Raw genomic sequence first — 21,843 nt, forward strand, 5'->3', positions numbered from 1 at the left:
CACAAGGCCGTCTGGTGTCGTAATCTCACACCCGTTTTGACTTTGACGGGCTGACTTCACCATGATCGAGACTTATGCCCAGCCATTGCCGCATGGCATCACCCTGAGTTGCCGGGCGGCCGGCGATCGGGGGCGTCCGGTTCTCATGTTCCTGCATGGCTTCCCTGAAGCGGCTTTTGTGTGGGACTTCCTGCTGGCGTATTTTTCTCGCGCCGAAAACGGCGGCTACCGCTGCGTGGCGCCCAATCTGCGGGGCTTCGAGCATTCCAGCGCGCCAACCGACGTCAGCGCCTACCGGCCCAAATACCTGGTGCAGGACATCGCTGCCCTGATTGCGATCGAAACGCAAAACCAGGGCGGCCAACTGGCCTGCCTGGTAGCGCACGACTGGGGCGGCGCCGTGGCGTGGAATCTCGCCAACCAGTTGCCGCATCTGGCAAAGCGCCTGGCCATCATCAATTCACCCCATCCCGGCACGTTTTTGCGCGAACTCAAAGATAACCCGGCGCAGCAGGCGGCCAGCGCCTACATGAACTTCCTCATTCGCCCGGATGCGGAAAAATTGCTGACGCAGGACGACTACCGCCGACTCTGGGAGTTCCTGACCAATACTTTTGGCTCTCACCCCGCCACCTGGCTCACAGAACAGGTCAAGGCCCAGTACCGCGAGGTCTGGAATGCGGGATTGACCGGCGGCTGCAACCTGTATCGGGCGTCACCGCTGCGACCGCCGCGAGCACAGGACCCTGCCGCTGCCGCGGTTGATCTGCCGCACGCTATGTTGACGGTAACGCAGCCCACGCTGGTGATCTGGGCCCTGGACGATATCGCGCTGCCGCCAGCGCTGATTGAGGGACTCGATGCGTATGTTGAGTGCCTGACAGTTCAGACGATACCCGACGCCACCCACTGGGTCGTACATGAAAAGCCGCAACTGGTGGCGCAATCCCTGCTGCAGTTTTTGCTATTAAATTAATAGCTATTAGCGCTTATTCCATGAGGGCTAGAGCCCGAAATATCTAATATTTTCAGTACACCGATGGCACGCCCGGTGGGCGATCCTTGAAACGCTTGTGGACCCAGAAGTACTGGTCAGGCATGGTGTCTATGTAAGACTGCAAGCGCTGGTTCATGAGCGCCGTGTCCGCGACCACATCATCGGTCGGGAACCCCTGCCATGACGGCATGATTTGAACCTCGTAACCTTGGCGCGTCATGCGCGTCACCACCGGCACCACCTTTGCGCGACCCAGTCTGGCAAAGCGCGACAGGGACGGCACCGTGGCCGCCGAAACGCCATAAAACGGCACAAAGACGGACTCCTCCAGGCCAAAGTTCATATCGGGCAACAGATACAAGGGATCACCCGCGCGCAGCGTGGCCACAACGGTTTTGACGCCGTCAACGCGACCAAAAAGCCGGGCAGAGCCAAACCGCTGGCGACCTTCCAGAATCCAGCCGTCGATGACCTTGTTGGCCTGGTTCGTGTAGATCGTGGTGAATTGCCGCGGCAGCTGCTGGGTCAGGGCCGTCCAGCCCGCGTCCAGCCCCACGAAATGCGGCGAAAAAATCACCGTTGGCTCGTCGCCCTGCAATTCGCTCACGGCTCCGGTCAGTGTCAAACGCTGCCGAACCACAGTTGGAGAGCCGTGCCAGAGCCAGCCGCGATCCAGCCAGGCCTGGGCGAAATGAACGAAAGTGCCGATCGCCATCGCCCGAATTTGTTGCACGGACCGGTCCGGAAAACACAAACGCAGGTTGGTCAGGGCCACGCGGCGGCGGGGCACAACCAGCCCGTAGAGCACCCAACCCAACAAACAGCCCAGCGCACGCAGCCATGACAGGGGCATGCGCCCCAGCAGATGCATCACCAATATGCCAAGCTGGCTCAACATAATGCGCAACCCGTGGTCATGGTTCCTGCCTCGGCTGTTTGTAGCGCGCATAGCCCCACAGGTACTGCTGCGGACAGTGACGAATCAGATCTTCCATCGCCCGGTTGATGACCCCCGCCGCCTGTGCCCCGTCCGCTGGCAAGGCCTCCATCAAGGGCTGCACGTGCACCCGATAGCCGCGCCCCCAAGACAAACGTTCGCCCCAAGTCAGCAACACCGTGGCGCCGGTCTGCTGCGCCAATCGCGCCGACAGCGTCATGGTGTAGGCCGCCCGGCCAAAAAACGGCACCCACAGCCCCATACCCAGCGGCGGCACCTGGTCCGGCAACAGGGCCACGGATTGGCCCTGTTTCAAAGCTTTGATCATCTGCTTGACGCCCGCCAACGTGGTTGGGGCCGTGTGCAAGCCGGGACGAGCCCGGGCAGTCGCAACCAACGCCCGCAGCCACGCCTTCCGCGGCGGGCGAAACAGCACGGTAAGAGGGTATTTCGCCTGGCCGTAGCGTCGGGCATAGGCCTGAGCCGCGATCTCAAAACAGCCCAGGTGGGGCGTCAGGAACACCACGCCACGTTCCAGGGCCAACGCCGCCTCGACGTGGTGAGCGCCATCCCACAGCACCCGCACCGGCCGCCCCATCCACAGGCGCGGCAACTCGGCCACCAGTTTGCCGCCCTCGCCGACGGCACCCAGCCACTGCCGCCAATGGATGCCAGCCTGTCGCACGTTCGCCAAAAAACGCCGGCGATACACCCCGGAGACGGCGAACACCAGCCAGCCCAAGCCCCAGCCCACCCCGTGTGCCAACCACAACGGCAATACGGACAAAATTCTGAAAAGGGAGATCATCGGTGGGATAAAATGCGCGGGTCGCTGAGTTACGGAACTACTTGCAGGGCGACACACATGGAGCGGCTCCCGCGAGCCGCCATTGTGCCTTGTCAAATTTGACAAATCTGCTAAAGCGTTCGCCGAAGCCTCCAAGCCCAAGCAACGCGGTCTTGAACTTGTTTGAACTTGTGATTGGAGCTTCTTACTATGGCGAGCGATTTTCTTTTTACGTCCGAGTCCGTTTCCGAAGGACACCCCGACAAGGTGGCCGACCAGATTTCCGACGCGATTCTCGATGCGATCTTCAAGCAGGATCCCAAGTCCCGCGTCGCCGCCGAGACCTTGTGCAACACCGGTCTGGTGGTGCTCGCCGGTGAAATCACCACCAACGCGCACGTGGACTACATCCAGGTCGCGCGCGACACCATCAAGCGCATCGGTTACGACAACACCGAGTACGGCATCGACTACAAGGGCTGCGCGGTACTGGTGGCCTATGACAAGCAGAGCAACGACATTGCCCAGGGCGTCGATCACGCCAGTGACGACCACCTGAACACCGGCGCTGGCGACCAGGGCCTGATGTTTGGCTATGCCTGCAATGAGACGCCCGAACTCATGCCCGCGCCCATCTACTACGCCCACCGGCTGGTGGAGCGCCAGGCCCAGTTGCGCAAAGACGGCCGCCTGCCCTTCCTGCGACCCGACGCCAAGAGCCAGGTCACCATGCGTTATGTGGACGGCAAGCCGCACAGCATCGACACGGTGGTGCTGTCCAGCCAGCACAGCCCGGAAATGAGCGACGGCGCCAAGATGAAGCCCGCCTTTATTGAGGCGGTGATCGAAGACATCATCAAGCCCGTGCTGCCCAAGGAATGGCTGACCGCCGACACCAAGTACCTGATCAACCCCACCGGGCGTTTCGTCATTGGTGGCCCGCAAGGCGACTGCGGCCTGACCGGGCGCAAGATCATTGTGGACACCTACGGCGGCGCCTGCCCGCACGGCGGCGGCGCCTTCAGCGGAAAAGACCCGACAAAGGTGGACCGCTCCGCTGCCTATGCGGCCCGTTATGTGGCCAAAAACATTGTGGCGGCTGGGTTGGCCCGGCAGTGCCAGATCCAGGTAGCGTATGCCATCGGCGTGGCCAAGCCCATGAACGTGACGGTGTACACCGAAGGCACAGGCGTGATTCCAGACGAAAAAATCGCGGAACTGGTTAACGAGTACTTCGACCTGCGCCCCAAAGGCATCATCCTGATGCTCGATCTGCTGCGTCCCATCTATGAAAAGACCGCGGCTTACGGCCATTTCGGTCGTGAAGAGCCGGAGTTCACCTGGGAGCGCACCGACAAGGCCCAGACACTGCGTGCCGCTGCCGGGCTGCCCAACGCCTGACAGGCGGGTCGGGATACATGAGAGTACAGACACAGCGCTGGATTGACCGCTGGCTGGGCCAGTTGCTTTGTGGGATCGTGTCTGTGTGGGCTCGGCTCGTAACGCTGGGGCGACGACCGCCCGCGCTGGCGCAAGAGCCGCGTCACATTCTGGTGATTCTGCTTTCCGAAATGGGCAGTGTCGTGTTGGCGGGCCCCATGTTTGCCACCCTGCGGCAGCGCTACCCCGGCGCCACGCTGCACGTGCTGCAACTCCAGAAAAACCAGGAAGTGGCCGCCCTGCTTGGGCTGGCCAAGCCGGAACACCTGCATGCGCTGGACGACAGCGCCGGCCTGGGCTTGCTGGGTGACATCTGGCGCGTCAGCATGCACCTGCGCCGCCTGCCGCTGGATGCCGTCATCGACTGCGAGCTGTTTTCCCGCATCAGCAGCCTGATGTCCTACCTGAGCGGAGCGCCTCTGCGCGTCGGTTTTACGCCGCACACGCAAGAGGGCCTGTACCGCGGCAGCTACATCAACCGGGCGATTCCGTATAACCCATACCAGCACATCAGCAAGCAGTTTTTATCCCTGGTCGATGCACTGGACGCTGATTCGATGCCGCGCAACAAGGCGGCACCCATTCGTGGACTGCCGTCCGACACGCAACTGGTCGTGCCGTTTGAGGCCGCCGAACTGAATGCCTACCGCCACAAGATGCTGGCTGACCACCCCACGCTGGCGGACCGGAAAATCGTGCTGATCTATGCAGGTGGCGGCCTCCTGCCAGAGCGCGCCTGGCCCGCGGCACACTACGCCCGGGTGGCGCGCGGCCTGTGCCAGGCCGGTCACGCGGTCGGGCTGATTGGCTTGCGCGACGATGCACAACTGGCGCACGATCTGCTGGCGCAAATCGGAAGCGAATTCTGCGTGGACCTGACCGGCTATACCCGCAGCATCCGCGAACTGCTGATGCTGTTTCATTGCGCTGATTTGTTGATCACCAACGATGGTGGACCTGGTCACTTTGCCAGCCTCACGCCGATTCGCACCATGGTGTTCTTTGGCCCCGAAACGGGTCGTCTGTATGGACCGCTTGGATCCCGCGCACAAGTGCTGGAATCCGGCTTGGCCTGCTCGCCCTGCCTGAGTGCCTACAACCACCGTGAAACCTTTTGCGACGGCGACAACCAGTGCCTCAAACGCATTGCGCCTGACCCGGTGCTGGCAGATGCCCTGACCGCCCTCGCCCAGCCAAGCCAGGCGCATTCATGAGTCAGCGCACAGGCTGGCAGCAGCGTCTCTTCTCGCTGATCGAATGGCTCAAGGGTTTTCGCTACATCAAGTTCGGACTGGTGGGCGCCAGCGGGACCGTGGTCAACATGGCCGTCCTGTTTGTCGCGCAGGAGTACCTGTTTGCTGCCATTGCCGCGCCGCGCAGCCGGCTCTATGCCTCTCTCGCCCTGGCCATTGCGGTCGCAACGATCAACAACTTCACCTGGAACCGTCTCTGGACCTGGGCCGACCGGCTGCGTGACGCTGCCGCGCGGGCCCGACCCGGGAGCGCCCCCCAGACGGGTGTCTCGCTCTATTTTGGTCAGCTGGGGCGCTACGCCGTCGCCTCCTGGTTTGGCATTGCACTTCAATATGGCCTCACGCTGTGGCTGTCGCACTCCCTGCATTACCTGCTGGCCAATGTCATCGCCATCGTGATTGCCAGCGTGAGCAACTTTCTGGCCAATGACCTCTGGACGTTTCGCCACCGTCCGTCAAAATAGGTCATGCGTGACGCCCCGCCGAAAAATCGCCCCCTTGATGCCTCGACTCTGGCCTGGCTTGCCTTGCTGGCGTTCGCCGTGTGCGTCTATGCCTTCGGCCTGGATGGGCAGTACGTCCCAAGCATCGGTGATGAGCTGGTTTACACGCACATTGCGCGCCTGACCGCCGCCTCAAACCACTGGCTGCCGCTGGTGTCCGAGCTGGACCACATGCGCAACACCAAACCGCCCTTGCTCTTTTGGCAGGCCATGGTGGCCGGAGACTGGGGGCAGCACTGGAGCATGGCCGCACTGCGCACACCCAGCCTGATTTACACACTGTTGGTGGCGGGGGCGGTCGCCTGGACTGTGCAGCAACTCACCCGCGACCTGCGCACAGCCTGTCTGGCGGCCTGTGTTTACCTCGCATTTTTTTGCACCTTCCGTTTCGGTCGCACCTATTTGACGAGCGCCCCTGAAACCTTCTGGCTGAACCTGCCCATGTTCTGGTTGCTGTGGCAACGCTTGCGCTCCACGCCTGCAGCGCCGACGCGCCCTCTGGGCTGGTTGACCCACGTGGCGTTCGGGCTGGCGCTGGGGCTCGGGCTGGCCTACAAATCCTTTGCCCTCATTGCACCGGCAGCCGCCACGCTGTGGTGCGCCCAACTTTTGACTGAGCGCACGTTGAACTGGCGCCTGGTTGTTCAGACCACCCTCAAGGTCAGCCTGAGTGCGGCCGTCGCGCTGGGCATTTTTGCCTTGTGGTTTGTCCTTGACCCGGATCCAGGTGCCGTGTGGCAGGAGTTTGTCATCGGTGAAAACGCCGGCAAGATGTCCAATAGCCAGGGCTACTGGCGCCTGGCCTTGTTGGGTGGCGGGGGCAGCGTATGGGTGCAATTGCTGGCCTATGCGCAAAATGCCGGCCTGCTGGCATTCGTCGTCATCGGTCTGGCGTGGGTCGGACTGCGGACGTGGGCCAAACGCGGGGCCAAGGCCCATCTATCCCCGACCCTGTTGATTCTGCTCATATGGCTGGCCGTGTGGCTGATTGTGTTTACCCTGCCAAGCCAGCGTTCGGCGCGCTATGTCGTTCCTGCCATGCCGGCGCTGGCCATACTGCTCGCGCTGTACTGGGACCGCATTGCACGGGGCTGGTTCTTGCTGTCGTTGCTGCTATGCGGGATTTTTGTTGGCGTGTTGGGGCGCATCGCCTGGGCGGCGCATGACGTCGGCATCGGCACGGGTCTCGAATTGGGCGCCACCCTGTTCGTGGTGGTGGCCGGTCTCCTGCTGGTGATCGGCGGCTCGTTGAGACCAGCCTGGACTCGCGCTGCTACCGTCGCGGCGTGCTTCGCCGTCTACGCAGGCTTCGGCTTGACCACAGCGCCATTGAACGGAGCGGCCGGGCACTACGAAGCGCAAACCATCGCCAGGATTCACGAGGCACGCGTGGCCGTGCCAAGCAGTTTCAATGGTCAGTTCGAACGGTTTCAGTTCCTGCTGCCCGGCAACCAGTTTGTGCCCTATGACGGTGAAGGTCGCGCCGCCCACAGCGCGAGCGAAAATGCGCAGGCGCTCAATGGTCTGCTAGCCACACACGACGCGGTCGTCTGGCTGCAGTCGGAGCCTGCCGAGCAGGGACCACCCTGCGCGCCAGGGTGCACTGTGCTGGGGATGCGATGGGAAGTGAAAGGCCGGCACAAAAGCGGCGAAATCAACCTGCCCAACTTGTGGTACCCGCAAACCTGGTTGTTCAGACGCGAGTGGCTGGTGACGCTCGCCCACCCGCCTTCAGGCGACGCACAACGCTGACAAACCACCCGAGTTGAAGCGCGACCCACAACCAGGGGTCAAGCAGGGCATCCCACACATTGCCGGTAGGCAATCGTGTCAGCAGGAACAGCATCAGCACCAGCGGTGGTAGCACGAATGCAACCAGCTGCGACGCCTTTCGATTCGTGCCTGTCGCACCAAACAACACCCATAACAGCATGGCGGACACAAGCACCGAAGAGAAGGCAGCCGTGCTGAAACCCCAGGCATAGATCGACACCGGCAGCCAGGCCAGCGTGTCCATCAGCAACACCCAACCAAGGCCGACACCAACCCACGCCAGCATTCCCAGTGCATCCACTCGTGGCCCAGCCATCGAAACACCCGTCCCCGGCGCCTGCCGTGCCTGTCTCAAAAACCAAACCAGGCAAATCGCACCACTCATCAAACTGGGCGTCTGAAACGCCAGACCCAGCCAGTACGCTGGCGACATGGCACCCGGCATCAGAGTCCACGCAATGACCAGAAAGGACAGGCCCAGTCGATAAGGCCGCGCGAGCTTGCCCGCGATCAACAGCGCACCACTGCCCAGCACGATGGCCCACAGCAAATGCAAGGCCACCCGCATTGCCGTGGCACTGGGCAACACCGCGTTGTCCGTCGCCCACAGAATGTCCAAAAAAGTGCTCATGTCCATGAAGTACTGCTGCCTCAGCGGGCGGTGGGCGAAAAAGAAAACCGTTGCCAGGCAATGCTGCGGCGCTGATCGGTGTAGCTGACCCACAGGCTGTCGTCAGCCCAGGCCAGTGCCGGATAAGAGTACTCGTCGGCAGCCGATCCGTGGGCCAGCGACTGCGCCAGGACCCAGGCCCGGCCATCCATTGAACTGCTGAGATCCAGGGCGCTGCGAGAGTGGGGTGATGAGTTATGGGCAAGAAACATTCGCCCGGGCGCCGAAGCCAAGCCCGCGACGGAAGCGTCGGGGTTATGCAACGCCAGATCGGGCAAATCGACCCAGTTCTTCCCGCCGTTGGTGGTTTGGGCCACGCCCACCTTGCCTTCAGGACGCTGGTCGCGCATCAACGCCAGCCAGCGTGATTCACTCACCATGACCAGCGTGGGTTGCAGCAGGTGCTTGCGACTTGAAATCCGCACCATCCCTTTGAACTCTCCGCCGGCATCAAAGCGCAGGGCGACCGGGTACTTGATGCCCAGTTCAAAATGCACAGGCAACACCATGCCGCCATCCGCCAGGGGGAGCGGTGCGCTGCGCACCAGAAAGCTGGTATTCCACAGCCAGGACAGTGGCAGCGCGCGCACCACGTCAAACGACATCGCAGAAAAATCTTGACCTTCATTGCTTTGGCGCAAATGAACGATGCGCGCCGCTGCCCACCCACCCAGACCGGTGGCCACCACAAACAAGTGAATCTTGCCCTGGCTGTCGAGCCAGGCCACCGGATTTCCCAGTCGGCGCACACCAAAATCCAGTTGATCACCCATCACCTGCCGGTTCACCACAAAACGCGCCGCGCTCCACTGCTGCGTGGTGCGATCGAATTGTGAGGCAGCTATCTGGACGTCAGCAGCGCTTTCACGCGTGCCGGCAAACCAGAACGCCAGCAAGGCAGATGGGTGGGATGCGGGCATCGCCAGCAAGCTACTGGCATGGGCAGCGGGCGTGTTGGTGGGCATGGGAACGTGGCCGCGGCCGGTCGGCGTCAGGGGACCATCGACCACCATCTTGCCGGCGGTGGGCCATACCGCTTGCGCGGCCGGATTTACCTCAGCGCGGCGCCCGGCATCCAGGCCAGTCAAAGTCGCAAAGACCAGCAGACCAATTGCCAATCGCATGCCGAAAGAACGGGGAAAAACTGCGATCAGGGAATCAGACATTGCACATTGGGTGAAGAGATTCGTTCAAGTGTGAAATATCAAAAAAACAATCTTAAGTGGTAGGAAGTGTGCGTCGCAGGCGTCGAGAATGTTTACATTGAATGACAGAGTTTCTTTGCGGTTTTTTCAAAACCCCATATAAAACAATTGCTTACACGCTTTCAATTGAGATGGCACAGTATGTGCTTATATTGCATCGCGGTTGGCGATTGGCGCTATTAGCAGGCTTCAGACACTCACTTTAGGAGAATCAGTATGAAAAAAACAGCAATCGGGATGGCCATTGCAACGCTTTTGGCATCTCCTGCATTTGCCGCTTCGTTTGTGAACGGCAGTTTCGAAGATGGCAATATCAATGGTTGGCTCGCGGGGGGGGGTAACGCGTCCATCTCTTCGCGTTCGGGCGTGTCCAATAGTGCGCTCACTCCGGCTGCCTGGCTACCGGGCGGTCTCCACTATAACGCTGCCAACAGCAATTCTGCCATCATCGACAACACCTCAGCCTACGTTGATCCCAATGTCGGCGCGGCTCTGGGTACCACCGTCTATGGCGGTCGTTACTCCTATCGTGTGGAAAACACGAGCAACGGTGGTTACGCGTCTGCCATCAGTCAGACCGTCGCGAACTATACCGATCCTACAATTTTCTTCGCATGGAAGGCCGTGCTTGAGGCCGCCCACACCGCAGACACGGCTGCGACCATGAAGCTAAATCTGCGCGACGATACGGACGGAATCGACCTGATCACCCGCACCTATAACGCCACATCTGGCGGCGTGGATCCTACGAAATTCACTTTCTCGGGTGGCAACTACTACACCGCGGCTTGGCAAATCGAGCAGTTGAATATCAGCGCTGCTCTATCTGGTCATACCTTTACCTTGTCGGTGATTGCAGCGGATTGCCAGCCGACCGGCCACTTTGGTTATGTCTACCTCGATGGTTTCGGTGCCAATATTCCTGATCCTACCAATAATGTTCCGGAACCCACATCTGTGGCGTTGCTTGGCCTCGGTTTGGCTGGTCTGGCTGCCTCCCGTCGTCGCAAGAGCGTCTGACGAGATCTGTTCGATGCTGAAAGGCGGCCTGCGGGCCGCTTTTTTGCATATGTAGAATCACGTCGAGGCGCTGCCGAGGTCTTTGGATTCTCCCTCCGGCTAGCAAATGGACTTTCGTCGTTACCGCATTCGGCCCTTGAATTGGTGGCGTCTGCGAGTTTTCAAGATACTCAATTGATCCATTGAATATGACCAGTTTCGCACCGCGCGGTTATGCCACTGTCTCAGTCAGCCATACGTCTGCAGTTGCTCCTGGGACCAGCCCCTTGGCGCGCGCCCAAGCCGCTGTCAAAGCTCGCAATTTCGCTGAAGCCGCGAAATGGTTTGAGAAAGCATGCCAAGAACATCCGGATGACGCTCAAACCCAGGCTTGGCTCGGGCAATCCCTGAGTAGCATCGGGCGGCGCGATGAGGGCATTGCCCATCTGCGTGAGGCCGGTCGAGGTCTCCTGAAAGACGCCCGCGAAACCGGGAATATCAACCTGGTTCTGGAAGTTGCGGGCCAATTGCAGCATTGGAGCGATTTTCCCGGCGCCCTGGAGCTCCTCAGTGCGGCAGTTCAGATTAACCCTCATGAGTTTCGCGGGTATCAGCTACTTGCGGTTACCTTTGCCCAGCTGAATCAGAAGGCCGAAGCACTTGTAGCGGGAGAACAGGCTCTAAAACTCTCCCCTGAGAACAACATGATGCAGGTTTTCCAGGGAAGCCTGGAAGCCGATGCTGGGAAAAGTGAGGTGGCGCGGGAGCGTCTTCAGAGAGTTCTCGCCACGCAGCCGAATGCCAGGGAAGCATTCCGGGCGCACAAGGAATTGGCACGAGTGCTCGACAAACTTGGGGTGTATTGTCAGGTTTTTTCGCATCTGCACGCTTCTGGCAATTTATCACGCTCCTTGCCGGAGTATGCACAGCAGGATGCGAGCCTCATCCCGAACATGCTCAAGGCGAACCGAGCCGGATTTGACCGTCAACTCCTGAGTCGCTGGGCCGGTACTGAATTCCCACTGGATCAACCTGCACCGAATTTCGTCCTCGGCTTCATGCGCTCCGGGACCACCTTGACCCAGGAGGTGCTGGATGCGCATCCCGATGTATTCGTTGCCGACGAGATAGATTTTGTCTCGGCCATGAAGCGCGAATTGCATGAACGGGACCGATCCAATATCAGCACAGCAGAGAAGCTAAGCCGTCTTGACCTGCCTGGCGTGCTACATCTGCGGGAGTTCTACTGGAAAAGGGTGCGTGAGCGGTTTGGGGATGCCATTGAACAGCGGCTTTTTGTCGACAAGTTCACCATGAATACGGTGGACCTTGGCCTGATCAACTGTGTATTTCCTGATGCCAAGGTCGTTTTTGTGATGCGGGACCCACGCGATGTTTGCCTAAGTTGTTTCATGCAACTCATGGTCCCGACACCAACCACCGTCCAGCTTTTGAGTTGGGAGGGAACGGCGAAATTCTATGCCGAGGTGATGGAGTGGTGGATGTACATCAAACAGCAGATGACACTGCAGTTCATCGAATTCCGCTACGAAGACGTGGTCTCGGATTTCGAGCAGACTTATCGAAAGGTCTTCGATTTTCTGGGGATCACATGGGACGCAGCGGTTGTCGATTTTCACAAAAGCGCGGCACGAAAATTTATCGCCACCCCCAGTCGCTCCCAAGTGACCCAGCCGCTATACGCTTCGTCAGTAGCCAAGTGGCGGTGTTTTGAATCAGACTTTGCGCCAATCAATGGCGTCTTGGCGCCTTACATTCGCGCATTCAACTACCATTTTTCTTAAGTCTGCAAGCGTCAGGGTTTGACGCCTAACCACCGAGGCCACTACTGAGCCGGGCAAGGGTTTCCTGATCTTTGGTTCCGAGTTTCTTTCGGTCCATGGCCTGAATCAGATTACCAGCCTCCTTGCGGTTGCCTGACGCAATATACAACTCGGCGAGATGAAACCTGGTTGTCGGCACCTTCGGTGCAAGGTTGACCGCCGTACGCAAGGTGGCAATCGCTTCAGTTTGCTTGCCTGCCAGTGCTTGGGCCATGCCCAGGGTATCCAGCACTTCTGGGCTGCCTGGCGCGAGTTCGGCCGCCCTGGTCGCATTCTTTAGGGCATCGGCTTGTTTTGCCTCAATCTGAGCCCATGCAAGATCGTTCAGTACGACAGGATTACGCGGATTCTTATCGGCGATCTTTTGCAGGAGTTCAACTGCTTTTCCGGGATTCCCCTGCGCTCGGATGCGTTGTGCTGCAAAACCCATCACCGTCGGGTCCTCAGGATACTTGCGCAAGGCATCGGCCAATTCCTGCTCAGCGGCTTGGCTACGCTTGGTTCGATCGAGAATCTGAACATTGCGCAGCAGCGCCGCAGGCACGGCGCCAGCCTTTGCGGCTTTGGCGAATTGCTTGAGGGCCGCGTCCGATTGCCCGGCTAGAGCGAGCAAGTCGCCCTCCAGGAGCATGGCCGTCAGTTTATTGGGTTCCTTTTCACCGAGTTCCCTGGCGATGGAGAATGCTTCTTGCAGATTGTCCGGCCTGGTAAGGTGGGCCAATGTGACGTATGGCTGGGGATCGAACGGGCGGTCGGCGATCAGTGAACGAAGGATGGTGGTAGCTTCTTTCTTTCGGTCGGCACCCAACTCCAGTTCTGCCAGCCTGAGTCTCCAGTCCGCGCGCTGCGGATAGTTGGCGGCGAGCTTTCGATAAGTTTCGGTGGCCAATTGAGTTTCGCCAACTCGTTCGTAGATGGTGGCGAGCAGAGCTGTTGCATCGGGGGATGCATTGTTGGCAGACGCGCCGGCCTGCGCAACGCTGAGCGCCGCATCTGGTTTGCCAGCACGGAAATGCTCTTGCGCGAGAGCTTCACGCAATGCGGTGGACGTGGGCAAAGACCTTACCCCCTTCTCCAGCAGCGCAGTTATGCTGGCTCGATCGTTTTGTGTTTCCTGCAGCAATCGGGCGTATTCGAGATAGGTCTGGGCGCTGGATGGTTTTACCTGGACCGCCTTCTCGTAACGTACGACCAGTTCCTCGCGCTGCTTGGGTTCTCTCGCCATCATGGTCAGAGCGGTCAAGGCGGGTTGGAAAGCAGGCTGGATATCCAGGGCAGCCAAGGTCTCGCGCCAAGCCCCGGCATTGTCTTTCTCCACCCCCAGGGTGGCAGCCAGAGTCAGGCGAGACTGGGGATCATGGGGACGGGTTTTCATCGCATGGTCCGCCAGTTGGCGAACTCGCGCGACGTCCCCCATACCCAAAGAGATGGCAATGATCCGGTCGCGGATTGCCGGATTGTCTTTACCGGCTTCAGTCGCTTGGTCGAGGAGTTTTTTTGCCCCATCCTTGTTGCCTGCGCGTGCGCGCAGCTCACTGAGGCGCAGCAGATATGACGCATTGGCAGGATCGTTCGCGCTGAGCTGTTCCAAGGTGGCTGTAGCCTCTTTTATTGCGCCGCGCATGACTTCGCTTTCCGCCCGCAGGGAGAGCAGCCGTGCATTGGTCGGCGCCACGCTGAGTCCCCGCCCAATTGCGTCAGCGGCATCGGTGGCCTTGCCCAGTCGGAGTTGCGCTTCAGCCAGCAACTGGAGAGTGGGTACAGAAAAAGGGTATTTCGGAGCGATCTTTTTCAGCCGCCGGTCGGCCATCATGACATCGCCTTTCTGCAGTTCTGCAGAAGCGACCATCAAGGTTGCTGGCAGATGCTCTGGAGCGACAGCGAGAGTCTTAAGGGCTGCCGCAAGGCTCTCCTCCGAACGGCCTTGACGGGACAGAACGAGCGCATCGACATAGTGCGTCATGTAGAAGGCGGGTGCCAGTTTCTTGAGCCGGTCTCTGATAACAATCGCCTGATCCAGCTTCCCCACCCCGACGAGGAACTCACCATATTCCCCCATTACGCCACGATGCCAGGGTACAGCCTCATAGGCCCGAGTCATGAATTGAAATGCCTGTTCGCGATTGCCGTTTGACTCATGGATACGGCTTAGACCTCGAAGCACCCACCACGGGGAATTCGGCTCTGCCAGCGAGCTATCCAGAGCTGCCAAAGCTTGCTCTTTTTTGTCTTGACCGAGCAGCGACTGGGCCCTTGCCAGCATGACGGAAGCAGTTTTTGCTGATACATTCTTTAACTGCTCTTCGGCAAGGGCGTTTTGCTTCTGACCCATGTAGGCGACGGCGACGACAGCGCGAAGATTGCTATCGGCTTCGGGCGACTTCAGGCGACGATCCTTGAATTCATTAATGATCTTGCCCAGCTCGTTCCGGTCGAGCATTAACAGGGCAATACGGGGCAGCAAAGAGTCGGCATCGCCACCTGCGCTGACGACTTTGCGGAGATGTTGTTCAGCGCCGACGGTGTCATATGTCCGATCCAGAGCATCTGCCAATGCCAGGCGGGCTTCAATCGAATCAGGCTTGGCCTGGACTGCATTCTTGAACTCAATCACGGCAGAGGGATATTCCCCTTTTTTCATGTACTCGTTGCCAGCTACGAGCGAGTCCTGGCCGCACCCTGCCATGAAGGATGCCATGGCCGTGACAATGATCGCGTTGCGAAAGCGGCAAATTTTGCGCGGGAATGCCTTGGAAATAGTTTGCATGGCCATCAAGAATGCTCCAATTGGCTAGACGTGGACGAACACGATTCTTCAGCATACCACTCGCCAATCTGGCGAAATCGGTCGGATTTCACGCGAACCCTGTGAATGAGTGTAGGTCAGGCAGTAGCGCGCTTGACGCGACAAAATGCGGATTGAATACATCCGGCTTGCCATAGCGCAACGGCGTGCCATCCACCTTCAATACATGGCCGCCGGCGGCCTCCACGATCGCCTGGGCCGCGGCCGTGTCCCACTCGCATGTCGGCCCAAGACGCGGGTACACATCGGCAGCTCCTTCAGCGACGCGACAGAACTTCAGGGAACTGCCTGCCTGCACCAGCTCATGGGGACTCAACCGGTCAATGAACTCAATGGTTTCCGTATTCATATGGCTTTTGCTGGCGACTACGCGCAGCGGCTGATTGGCCCCAACTGGATCGCCCACCCGAATTGACTCCACTCGTCCGTCCAACTCACGAAAAGCACCCAGCCCTTGCGCTCCCCAATAGGCCTGCCCGAGAGCCGGCGCCACCACCACACCCAGCACGGCCTTGCCATCCCGGACCAAAGCAATGTTCACCGTGAACTCCCCGTTCTGTGCCAGGAATTCCTTGGTGCCATCCAGGGGGTCAATCAGCCAGAAGTCGCCGATGGGTTGCCGATATTTCTGGGACTGTTCATCCTCTTCGGAAACCACCGGAATGTCCGGCGTCAATGCCGCGAGTCTTTGCGAAATGTGCTGGTGCGCCAGCAGATCGGCCCGCGTGAGCGGACTGTCATCGGTTTTGTAGGTCACCAGCACTTCTTTGGCACCCGCACCGCCGCTACGCATGTCTTCGTAGACAGCCATGATCACGGCACCGGCGCCACGGGCTATGTCCAGCACTTGGGTTGCCAGACTGGAAGTCAGGTTGATTTGTCGCATAACGTTTATTCAATCCGAATTTTGAGATTTATGTCATTGCCACTTTGAAATATATGAACTAAATTAGCCATTAAACAAATTGCGACAAAAGAGTTTGCATGCCCAACACCAATCTCCTCGGACTCGATGCGCCCACGGTTTGGGATACCGAGCGCGCTTTCCAGCATCTCAACAGCATAGGCCAAGCCGACACCAAACGCACGGCTGAGCGGCGGTTGCATGAGTGTGCCATTCTTCCGACCGAACTGCGACCGGAACATCTGGAAGACGAATTCGGGCGCCAACCGAGTCCAGCAGTGCTGAACTGGGAAATCGAGCAAGCCCGCGGCAAACGCAGACTGGTGCTGTTCGCCCAACTCTGTGAAATGCCGGGCGGCCGTGACTGCCTGCATGCCAACGATGCCCGGGGCGCACGTTACTGGCTACCCCTTGAAGAAACCGCTGCCAGCCAGGCGGTCGTCATGACGGCACTGCAAAATCTGCAGCATCACATCGGCAAGGACATCGCCATCTTCCCGCATGGTCGTCTGGTCACCCTGCTGCGCCGGGCGCCAATGCCCGCGCAAGTCACTTTGGGCCAGTTGAGCTACTCACCGGTGCTCAATCTCGAGCACCTGCAACGCCCACCTGCTCCAACGCGAACCAGCACGCCCCATCTGAAACACCTTGAAGCCGAGAGCATCCACATTTTTCGCGAAGCCATTGCCGAGGCAGGCAACCCCGTCATGCTCTATTCCGTGGGCAAAGACAGCTCGGTCATGCTGCACCTGGCGCGCAAAGCCTTCTACCCCGGACCGCCGCCGTTCCCGCTGTTGCATGTGGACACGCGCTGGAAATTTCAGGAGATGTACCTCTTTCGCGACCACATGGCGCGTGAGAGCGGCATGGATTTGCTGGTACACATCAACCCGCACGCGATTGCGAATGACATCAATCCCTTCGATCACGGTTCGGCGCTGCATACCGACATCACCAAGACGGAAGGCCTCAAGCAGGCTCTGGACAAATACAGATTCGATGTTGTCTTTGGCGGTGCCCGGCGCGACGAGGAAAAATCCCGCGCCAAGGAGCGGATTTTTTCCTTTCGCACCCCCACCCACCAGTGGGACCCGAAGAACCAGCGCCCGGAGCTCTGGAACCTCTACAACACGCGAAAAAACAAAGGCGAGAGCATCCGGGTCTTTCCGCTGTCCAACTGGACCGAACTCGACATCTGGCAGTACATCCTCCAGGAAAACATCCCCGTGGTGCCGCTGTACTTTGCCAGGGAACGCCCGGTGGTCGTGCGTGACGGCATGACGCTGATGGTTGACGACGCCCGCATGCGCCTGCTTCCTGGCGAGGTCATCCAGGCAAAGAAAGTGCGGTTTCGCACCCTTGGCTGCTACCCGCTTACCGGGGCCATGGCGTCGGATGCCGAATCATTGCCAGACATCCTTCTGGAATTGATCAACGCCCGCAGCTCGGAGCGCAAGGGACGCGCCATTGATGCAGACGCCGCGGCCAGCATGGAAAAGAAAAAGCAGGAGGGCTATTTCTGATGTCACGCAAAGCCGGAGCCTCCATCATCAAAGGTCAAGCGGCTCCAAGGCCAGCGGAAATCCCGCCCTCGACTTTTGACGCATTTCTGCGGCAACAGCAGAACCAGGACTTGTTGCGCTTCATCACCTGCGGCAGCGTGGACGATGGCAAAAGCACCTTGATCGGGCGGCTCTTGTGGGAATCAAAGCAGCTGTTCGACGACCAGATGGAAACCCTCCAGACCGAGTCAAGGAAATACGGGACGCAAGGCGACGATATCGACTTCGCCCTGTTGGTGGATGGCCTCGCGGCGGAGCGGGAACAGGGCATCACCATTGATGTGGCCTACCGCTACTTCGCCACGAACAGGCGCAAGTTCATCGTCGCGGATACCCCCGGCCACGAGCAATACACGCGGAACATGGTCACAGGCGCATCGACGGCTTCGCTGGCGGTACTGCTGATCGATGCCCGCCAGGGCATCCTCACGCAGACCCGCCGCCATGCCTACCTGGTCTCACTGATGGGCATTCGCCACGTGGTCCTGGCTGTCAACAAGATGGACCTGGTGCGCTTCGACCCTGCCGTCTTCCAGCGCATCCAGCAGTCATTTCAGCAGTTCGCGCAGACCTTCGGCTTTGACGACATCACCGCCATCCCGCTCAGTGCCCTCAAAGGTGACAACATCACGCAGCTGTCGGGAAACACACCCTGGTATTCAGGACCAACCTTGATGGGCTACCTGGAAACCATCAAGGTCAAACCACAAGGTTCAGACAGCATGGTGTTCCCGGTCCAGTGGGTCAATCGGCCGGACTCGTCGTTCCGTGGTTTGAGCGGCAGTGTGGCGCAGGGCACCATCAAGGTGGGTGATGAAATTCGCGTGACAAGCTCTGGCCAGACCACCACGGTCGCCGAGATCGTCACCATGGACGGATTGCTCACGCAAGCTGTCGCGGGCGATGCCGTTACCCTGCGGCTGAGCAGGGAAGTCGATGCGTCACGCGGCGATATTCTTTCCCTTGGCCAGAATCCGCTGGAAACCACCGACCAGTTTGAAGCGACCGTCGTGTGGATGAGCGAAGAGGCCGGGCTCATTGGCCGCAGTTACGACATCAAGCTGGCCACGCAGTGGGCATCGGCCTCGGTAACCAGCATCAAGCACCGTGTGAACGTCAACTCCCTGGCGCACGAGGCCAGCAAACACCTGGAACTCAATGACATCAGCGTCTGCAACTTCGCCACCAGCAAGCCACTGGTGTTTGACAGCTACCAGAACGCCAGAACACTCGGCAGCTTCATTCTGGTTGACCGTTTCAGCCACGCCACGGTCGCAGCGGGCATGGTTCGCCACAGTCTGCGGCGCGCGCAAAACGTGCACAGGCAGGCGCTGTCAATTGCCCGGTCCGACCGCGAGAGGCTCAACGGCCACCAGGGTCGGGTCATCTGGTTCACCGGGCTGTCGGGCTCCGGCAAATCCACGATTGCCAACGCGCTGGAAATCGAACTCCATTCCCAAGGGCACCGCACCTACATCCTGGATGGCGATAACGTGCGCCAGGGGCTGAACAAGGACCTGGGCTTCACCGATGCCGACCGCGTGGAAAACATCCGTCGTATTGCCGAGGTGGCCAAGCTGATGATGGATGCGGGACTGGTTGTGATGACGGCCTTCATCTCGCCTTTTCGCAGAGAACGTGAAATGGCCAGGGAACTCATCGGCCCGGAGAATTTCCTGGAGGTGTATGTGAGTACGCCGCTGGAAGTGTGTGAGGCGCGCGACGTCAAGGGTCTCTACAAGAAAGCCCGCAGCGGACTACTTCCGAATATGACCGGCTTGAATAGTCCGTACGAAGCCCCGGAGCACCCCGACATTGAACTGAATAATGCGAATCTGCCATCTGGTATGGCTGTCAAAAAAATTCTGGGCGTTATCCTGCCCCATGAGCAGCCGAAATCGGATGACTCATCTGTTTGAACAACCCATGCACCACACCATATTCGACACCCCCATCGTCAACACCCTGCTGCGCGCCTTCTCGGTGAGCTTTTTGAAGCTCACCGGCTGGAAGGTGGAAGGCAGCCTGCCGCCCGATGGCCGCAAGTGCGTGCTGATCGCCGCTCCTCACACCAGCAACTGGGACCTGCCCTATACCCTGATGGTGGCGTTCGCCCTGCGGCTCAATGTTTACTGGATGGGCAAGGAACAGTTGTTCAAGCCGCCCGTTCGCGGTCTGATGATGTGGCTGGGCGGCATACCGGTAGAGCGGGAGAAGTCCAACAACCTGGTCGCAGCGTCGGCGGAGGCCATCAAGGCCGCGGATGGTCCGCTGCAACTCATCGTGCCGCCGGAGGGGACACGCGGCAAGACACGGTACTGGAAGACCGGTTTCTATTACATCGCTTTGGCCGCACAGGTGCCGATCGTGATGGCCTACATGGATTACGAGAAAAAGATCAGTGGACTGGGGCCGGTCTTCCTGCCCACAGGCAACGTTGAGGCCGACATGGCGGCGATCAAGTCCTTCTATGCGCCCTTCACGGGCAAGAATGCCGACCAGTTTCACGCCGGGTAACGGTGCCTGAGTTGTCAGTGGAAATCCCGGCTTTGCGTCGCCAGTCCGCCCAGCATCGGCGTCAGGTCTTTCAGGTGCCCGGCAATCAGGTGGCGTACCTCGCCACCGGTCTCTGCATCCCGCTGCCACACGCCATAGACCGCCAGCAGGCGTGACTTGAGCAGCGCCGTGCGCTGGCGTTCGCGCAGGCTCTTCCACACAATCACATTGACCTGACCGGTTTCATCCTCCAAGGTAACGAAGACCACGCCCTTGGCGGTTTGCGGTTGCTGGCGCATGGTGACGAGGCCGCAGGCCCTGACCAGCCGCCCGCTGGGCAGATCACGCAGCTGGGCGGCCGTGAGCAGCTTCATTTTTGATAGCTGCCCGCGCAAGAGGGACAGGGGGTGGGAGCGCAAAGTCAAGCCGAGCGCGGCGTAATCGAAGACCACTTCTTCGCCTTCCGTCGCGGCCGGTAGTGTCAATAAATCTTCTTGCACCGGGACGGCGCGCAGCAAGGGCGGTGCAGCCTTGAGGGCACTGGCGTCCCATACCTGCTGGCGGCGGTGGCCGGACAGACTGGAGAGTGCATCGGCCGCGGCCAGGGCTTTGAGATCGCCCTGATCCAGCCCGGCGCGCAGGGCCAGGTCTTCGGTGCTGGTGAACGGTGCATTGGCTCGCGCGGCGGCAATGCGTTGAGCGGCTGTCTGGTGCAGACCAGCAACCATGCGCAGGCCCAGGCGGACGGCGTGTTGCTCCAGCGTGCAATCCCAATCGCTATGGGTCACGTCCACGGCGCGGACCGCCACAGCGTGCCGGCGTGCGTCCTGCACCAGCTGTGAAGGCGCATAAAAGCCCAGCGGCTGGCTGTTGAGCATGGCCGCCAGAAAACAGGCGGGTTCGTGGTGTTTGAGCCAGCAGCTGACATAGGTGATCAGCGCAAAACTGGCGGCGTGGCTTTCGGGGAAGCCATATTCACCAAAGCCTTCGATCTGCCTGAAGATGTTGTCGGCAAACTCCTGCGTGTAGCCCCGCTCGACCATGCCACCCACCATGCGCTCGTAGAACTTGTGCACCCCGCCCTTGCGCTTCCAGGCCGCCATGGAGCGGCGCAGGCTGTCGGCCTCCCCCGCGCTGAAACCAGCCGCCAGCATGGCGATCTGCATCACCTGCTCCTGGAAGATCGGCACACCCAGCGTGCGCTCCAGCGCGGTGCGCAGCCCCTCGCCGGGGTAGTCCACCGGCTCCAGGCCCTGCCGGCGCTTGAGGTAGGGGTGCACCATGCCACCCTGAATCGGGCCGGGGCGCACGATGGCCACTTCGATCACCAGGTCGTAAAAACAGCGTGGCTGCAGGCGCGGCAGCATGCTCATCTGCGCGCGGCTCTCAATCTGGAACACGCCCACGGTGTCGGCCTTGCAGATCATGTCGTAGGTAGCCGGGTCTTCCGAAGGAATGTCCTGCATCCGGAAGGGGGTGCCGCGCTGCGCGCTGATCAGGTCCAGACAACGGCGAATGGCGCTGAGCATGCCCAGGGCCAGCACATCGACCTTGAGCAGGCCCATGGCGTCCAGGTCGTCCTTGTCCCACTGGATGATGGAGCGATCCGGCATGGCGGCGTTTTCCACCGGCACAAGGCGCGTGAGCTTGCCCTGCGTCAGCACAAA

17 protein-coding genes are annotated in these 21,843 nt (G+C 59.9%); 10 read left to right on the top strand and 7 right to left on the bottom strand.

Annotated elements, in window-relative coordinates; genetic code table 11:
- The first annotated feature begins 61 nt into the window (after window positions 1-61).
- On the top strand, window positions 62-976 hold the full coding sequence (locus Q7T10_RS19975; RefSeq protein ID WP_304751528.1) for an alpha/beta fold hydrolase: 915 nt from the start codon (window positions 62-64) through the stop codon (window positions 974-976).
- Window positions 977-1,028: 52 nt separating this feature from the next.
- On the opposite strand, the gene Q7T10_RS19980 is transcribed toward Q7T10_RS19975, so the two are convergent.
- Together Q7T10_RS19980 and Q7T10_RS19985 are read right to left on the bottom strand one after the other, a co-directional pair.
- Window positions 1,029-1,895 (bottom strand): lipid A biosynthesis acyltransferase, encoded by an 867-nt coding sequence (locus tag Q7T10_RS19980; protein WP_304751529.1) that lies wholly within the window; start codon window positions 1,893-1,895, stop codon window positions 1,029-1,031.
- 16 nt (window positions 1,896-1,911) lie between these two features.
- Window positions 1,912-2,742 (bottom strand): lysophospholipid acyltransferase family protein, encoded by an 831-nt coding sequence (locus tag Q7T10_RS19985; RefSeq protein ID WP_304751531.1) that lies wholly within the window; start codon window positions 2,740-2,742, stop codon window positions 1,912-1,914.
- Window positions 2,743-2,931: 189 nt separating this feature from the next.
- Here Q7T10_RS19985 and metK point away from each other — a divergent pair, with 189 nt between their 5' ends.
- Genes metK through Q7T10_RS20005 form a run of 4 tightly spaced genes read left to right on the top strand, consistent with a single transcriptional unit; the run spans window position 2,932 to window position 7,669 of the window.
- Window positions 2,932-4,122: a methionine adenosyltransferase gene (gene metK, locus Q7T10_RS19990; protein WP_304751533.1), complete on the top strand. Its 1,191-nt coding sequence runs from the start codon at window positions 2,932-2,934 to the stop codon at window positions 4,120-4,122.
- Window positions 4,123-4,139: 17 nt separating this feature from the next.
- Entirely contained in the window at window positions 4,140-5,375 is a 1,236-nt protein-coding gene (locus Q7T10_RS19995) for a glycosyltransferase family 9 protein (RefSeq protein ID WP_304751535.1), read from the top strand.
- Window positions 5,372-5,878 carry a GtrA family protein gene (locus tag Q7T10_RS20000; RefSeq protein WP_304751537.1) on the top strand — a complete coding sequence of 169 codons (507 nt, stop codon included), beginning with the start codon at window positions 5,372-5,374 and terminating at the stop codon, window positions 5,876-5,878. Before Q7T10_RS19995 ends, Q7T10_RS20000 begins: the two co-directional genes overlap by 4 nt.
- A 3-nt stretch (window positions 5,879-5,881) precedes the next feature.
- Window positions 5,882-7,669: a glycosyltransferase family 39 protein gene (locus Q7T10_RS20005; protein WP_304751539.1), complete on the top strand. Its 1,788-nt coding sequence runs from the start codon at window positions 5,882-5,884 to the stop codon at window positions 7,667-7,669.
- Here the strand turns inward: Q7T10_RS20005 and Q7T10_RS20010 are convergent.
- Both Q7T10_RS20010 and Q7T10_RS20015 read right to left on the bottom strand, forming a co-directional pair.
- Window positions 7,611-8,321 carry a hypothetical protein gene (locus tag Q7T10_RS20010; RefSeq protein ID WP_304751541.1) on the bottom strand — a complete coding sequence of 237 codons (711 nt, stop codon included), beginning with the start codon at window positions 8,319-8,321 and terminating at the stop codon, window positions 7,611-7,613. The genes Q7T10_RS20005 and Q7T10_RS20010 overlap by 59 nt on opposite strands.
- 20 nt (window positions 8,322-8,341) lie before the next feature.
- A complete protein-coding gene (locus Q7T10_RS20015; protein ID WP_304751543.1) occupies window positions 8,342-9,484 on the bottom strand; it encodes a sialidase family protein in 1,143 nt (380 codons plus the stop codon).
- A 297-nt stretch (window positions 9,485-9,781) separates the two neighbouring features.
- Here Q7T10_RS20015 and Q7T10_RS20020 point away from each other — a divergent pair, with 297 nt between their 5' ends.
- Both Q7T10_RS20020 and Q7T10_RS20025 read left to right on the top strand, forming a co-directional pair.
- A complete protein-coding gene (locus Q7T10_RS20020; RefSeq protein WP_304751544.1) occupies window positions 9,782-10,585 on the top strand; it encodes a PEP-CTERM sorting domain-containing protein in 804 nt (267 codons plus the stop codon).
- Between the two features lie 188 nt (window positions 10,586-10,773).
- Window positions 10,774-12,369 carry a tetratricopeptide repeat-containing sulfotransferase family protein gene (locus tag Q7T10_RS20025; RefSeq protein WP_304751546.1) on the top strand — a complete coding sequence of 532 codons (1,596 nt, stop codon included), beginning with the start codon at window positions 10,774-10,776 and terminating at the stop codon, window positions 12,367-12,369.
- A gap of 25 nt (window positions 12,370-12,394) precedes the next feature.
- Here Q7T10_RS20025 and prsT read toward each other — a convergent pair whose 3' ends face one another.
- Entirely contained in the window at window positions 12,395-15,181 is a 2,787-nt protein-coding gene (gene prsT, locus Q7T10_RS20030; protein WP_304751547.1) for an XrtA/PEP-CTERM system TPR-repeat protein PrsT, read from the bottom strand.
- An 82-nt stretch (window positions 15,182-15,263) separates the two neighbouring features.
- Complete coding sequence (gene cysQ, locus Q7T10_RS20035) at window positions 15,264-16,100, bottom strand: 3'(2'),5'-bisphosphate nucleotidase CysQ (protein ID WP_304751549.1); 837 nt, start codon at window positions 16,098-16,100, stop codon at window positions 15,264-15,266.
- A 614-nt stretch (window positions 16,101-16,714) separates the two neighbouring features.
- Between cysQ and cysD the strand changes: the two genes are divergently transcribed.
- From cysD to Q7T10_RS20050, 3 genes are read left to right on the top strand one after another with little or no spacing between them, the layout of a single operon-like run.
- Complete coding sequence (gene cysD, locus Q7T10_RS20040; protein WP_304751562.1) at window positions 16,715-17,641, top strand: sulfate adenylyltransferase subunit CysD; 927 nt, start codon at window positions 16,715-16,717, stop codon at window positions 17,639-17,641.
- Complete coding sequence (gene cysN, locus Q7T10_RS20045) at window positions 17,641-19,599, top strand: sulfate adenylyltransferase subunit CysN (protein WP_304751551.1); 1,959 nt, start codon at window positions 17,641-17,643, stop codon at window positions 19,597-19,599. The genes cysD and cysN overlap by 1 nt, the downstream gene beginning before the upstream one ends.
- A 7-nt stretch (window positions 19,600-19,606) precedes the next feature.
- On the top strand, window positions 19,607-20,197 hold the full coding sequence (locus Q7T10_RS20050) for a lysophospholipid acyltransferase family protein (protein ID WP_304751553.1): 591 nt from the start codon (window positions 19,607-19,609) through the stop codon (window positions 20,195-20,197).
- A gap of 14 nt (window positions 20,198-20,211) precedes the next feature.
- Here the strand turns inward: Q7T10_RS20050 and Q7T10_RS20055 are convergent.
- Window positions 20,212-21,843 (bottom strand): OB-fold nucleic acid binding domain-containing protein (locus tag Q7T10_RS20055; protein WP_304751554.1); only part of this gene is annotated, 1,632 nt, incomplete at its 5' end.

The organism is Rhodoferax sp. (assembly GCF_030646845.1).
Classification (GTDB): domain Bacteria; phylum Pseudomonadota; class Gammaproteobacteria; order Burkholderiales; family Burkholderiaceae_C; genus Rhodoferax.

Excerpts from the sequence above, each read along its gene's own strand:
- Q7T10_RS19975 (WP_304751528.1), top strand. The coding sequence starts at position 62 with ATGATCGAGACTTATGCCCAGCCATTGCCGCATGGCATCACCCTGAGT.
- Q7T10_RS19980 (WP_304751529.1), bottom strand. The coding sequence starts at position 1,895 with ATGTTGAGCCAGCTTGGCATATTGGTGATGCATCTGCTGGGGCGCATG.
- Q7T10_RS19985 (WP_304751531.1), bottom strand. The coding sequence starts at position 2,742 with ATGATCTCCCTTTTCAGAATTTTGTCCGTATTGCCGTTGTGGTTGGCA.
- metK (WP_304751533.1), top strand. The coding sequence starts at position 2,932 with ATGGCGAGCGATTTTCTTTTTACGTCCGAGTCCGTTTCCGAAGGACAC.
- Q7T10_RS19995 (WP_304751535.1), top strand. The coding sequence starts at position 4,140 with ATGAGAGTACAGACACAGCGCTGGATTGACCGCTGGCTGGGCCAGTTG.
- Q7T10_RS20000 (WP_304751537.1), top strand. The coding sequence starts at position 5,372 with ATGAGTCAGCGCACAGGCTGGCAGCAGCGTCTCTTCTCGCTGATCGAA.
- Q7T10_RS20005 (WP_304751539.1), top strand. The coding sequence starts at position 5,882 with ATGCGTGACGCCCCGCCGAAAAATCGCCCCCTTGATGCCTCGACTCTG.
- Q7T10_RS20010 (WP_304751541.1), bottom strand. The coding sequence starts at position 8,321 with ATGAGCACTTTTTTGGACATTCTGTGGGCGACGGACAACGCGGTGTTG.
- Q7T10_RS20015 (WP_304751543.1), bottom strand. The coding sequence starts at position 9,484 with ATGCGATTGGCAATTGGTCTGCTGGTCTTTGCGACTTTGACTGGCCTG.
- Q7T10_RS20020 (WP_304751544.1), top strand. The coding sequence starts at position 9,782 with ATGAAAAAAACAGCAATCGGGATGGCCATTGCAACGCTTTTGGCATCT.
- Q7T10_RS20025 (WP_304751546.1), top strand. The coding sequence starts at position 10,774 with ATGACCAGTTTCGCACCGCGCGGTTATGCCACTGTCTCAGTCAGCCAT.
- prsT (WP_304751547.1), bottom strand. The coding sequence starts at position 15,181 with ATGGCCATGCAAACTATTTCCAAGGCATTCCCGCGCAAAATTTGCCGC.
- cysQ (WP_304751549.1), bottom strand. The coding sequence starts at position 16,100 with ATGCGACAAATCAACCTGACTTCCAGTCTGGCAACCCAAGTGCTGGAC.
- cysN (WP_304751551.1), top strand. The coding sequence starts at position 17,641 with ATGTCACGCAAAGCCGGAGCCTCCATCATCAAAGGTCAAGCGGCTCCA.
- Q7T10_RS20050 (WP_304751553.1), top strand. The coding sequence starts at position 19,607 with ATGCACCACACCATATTCGACACCCCCATCGTCAACACCCTGCTGCGC.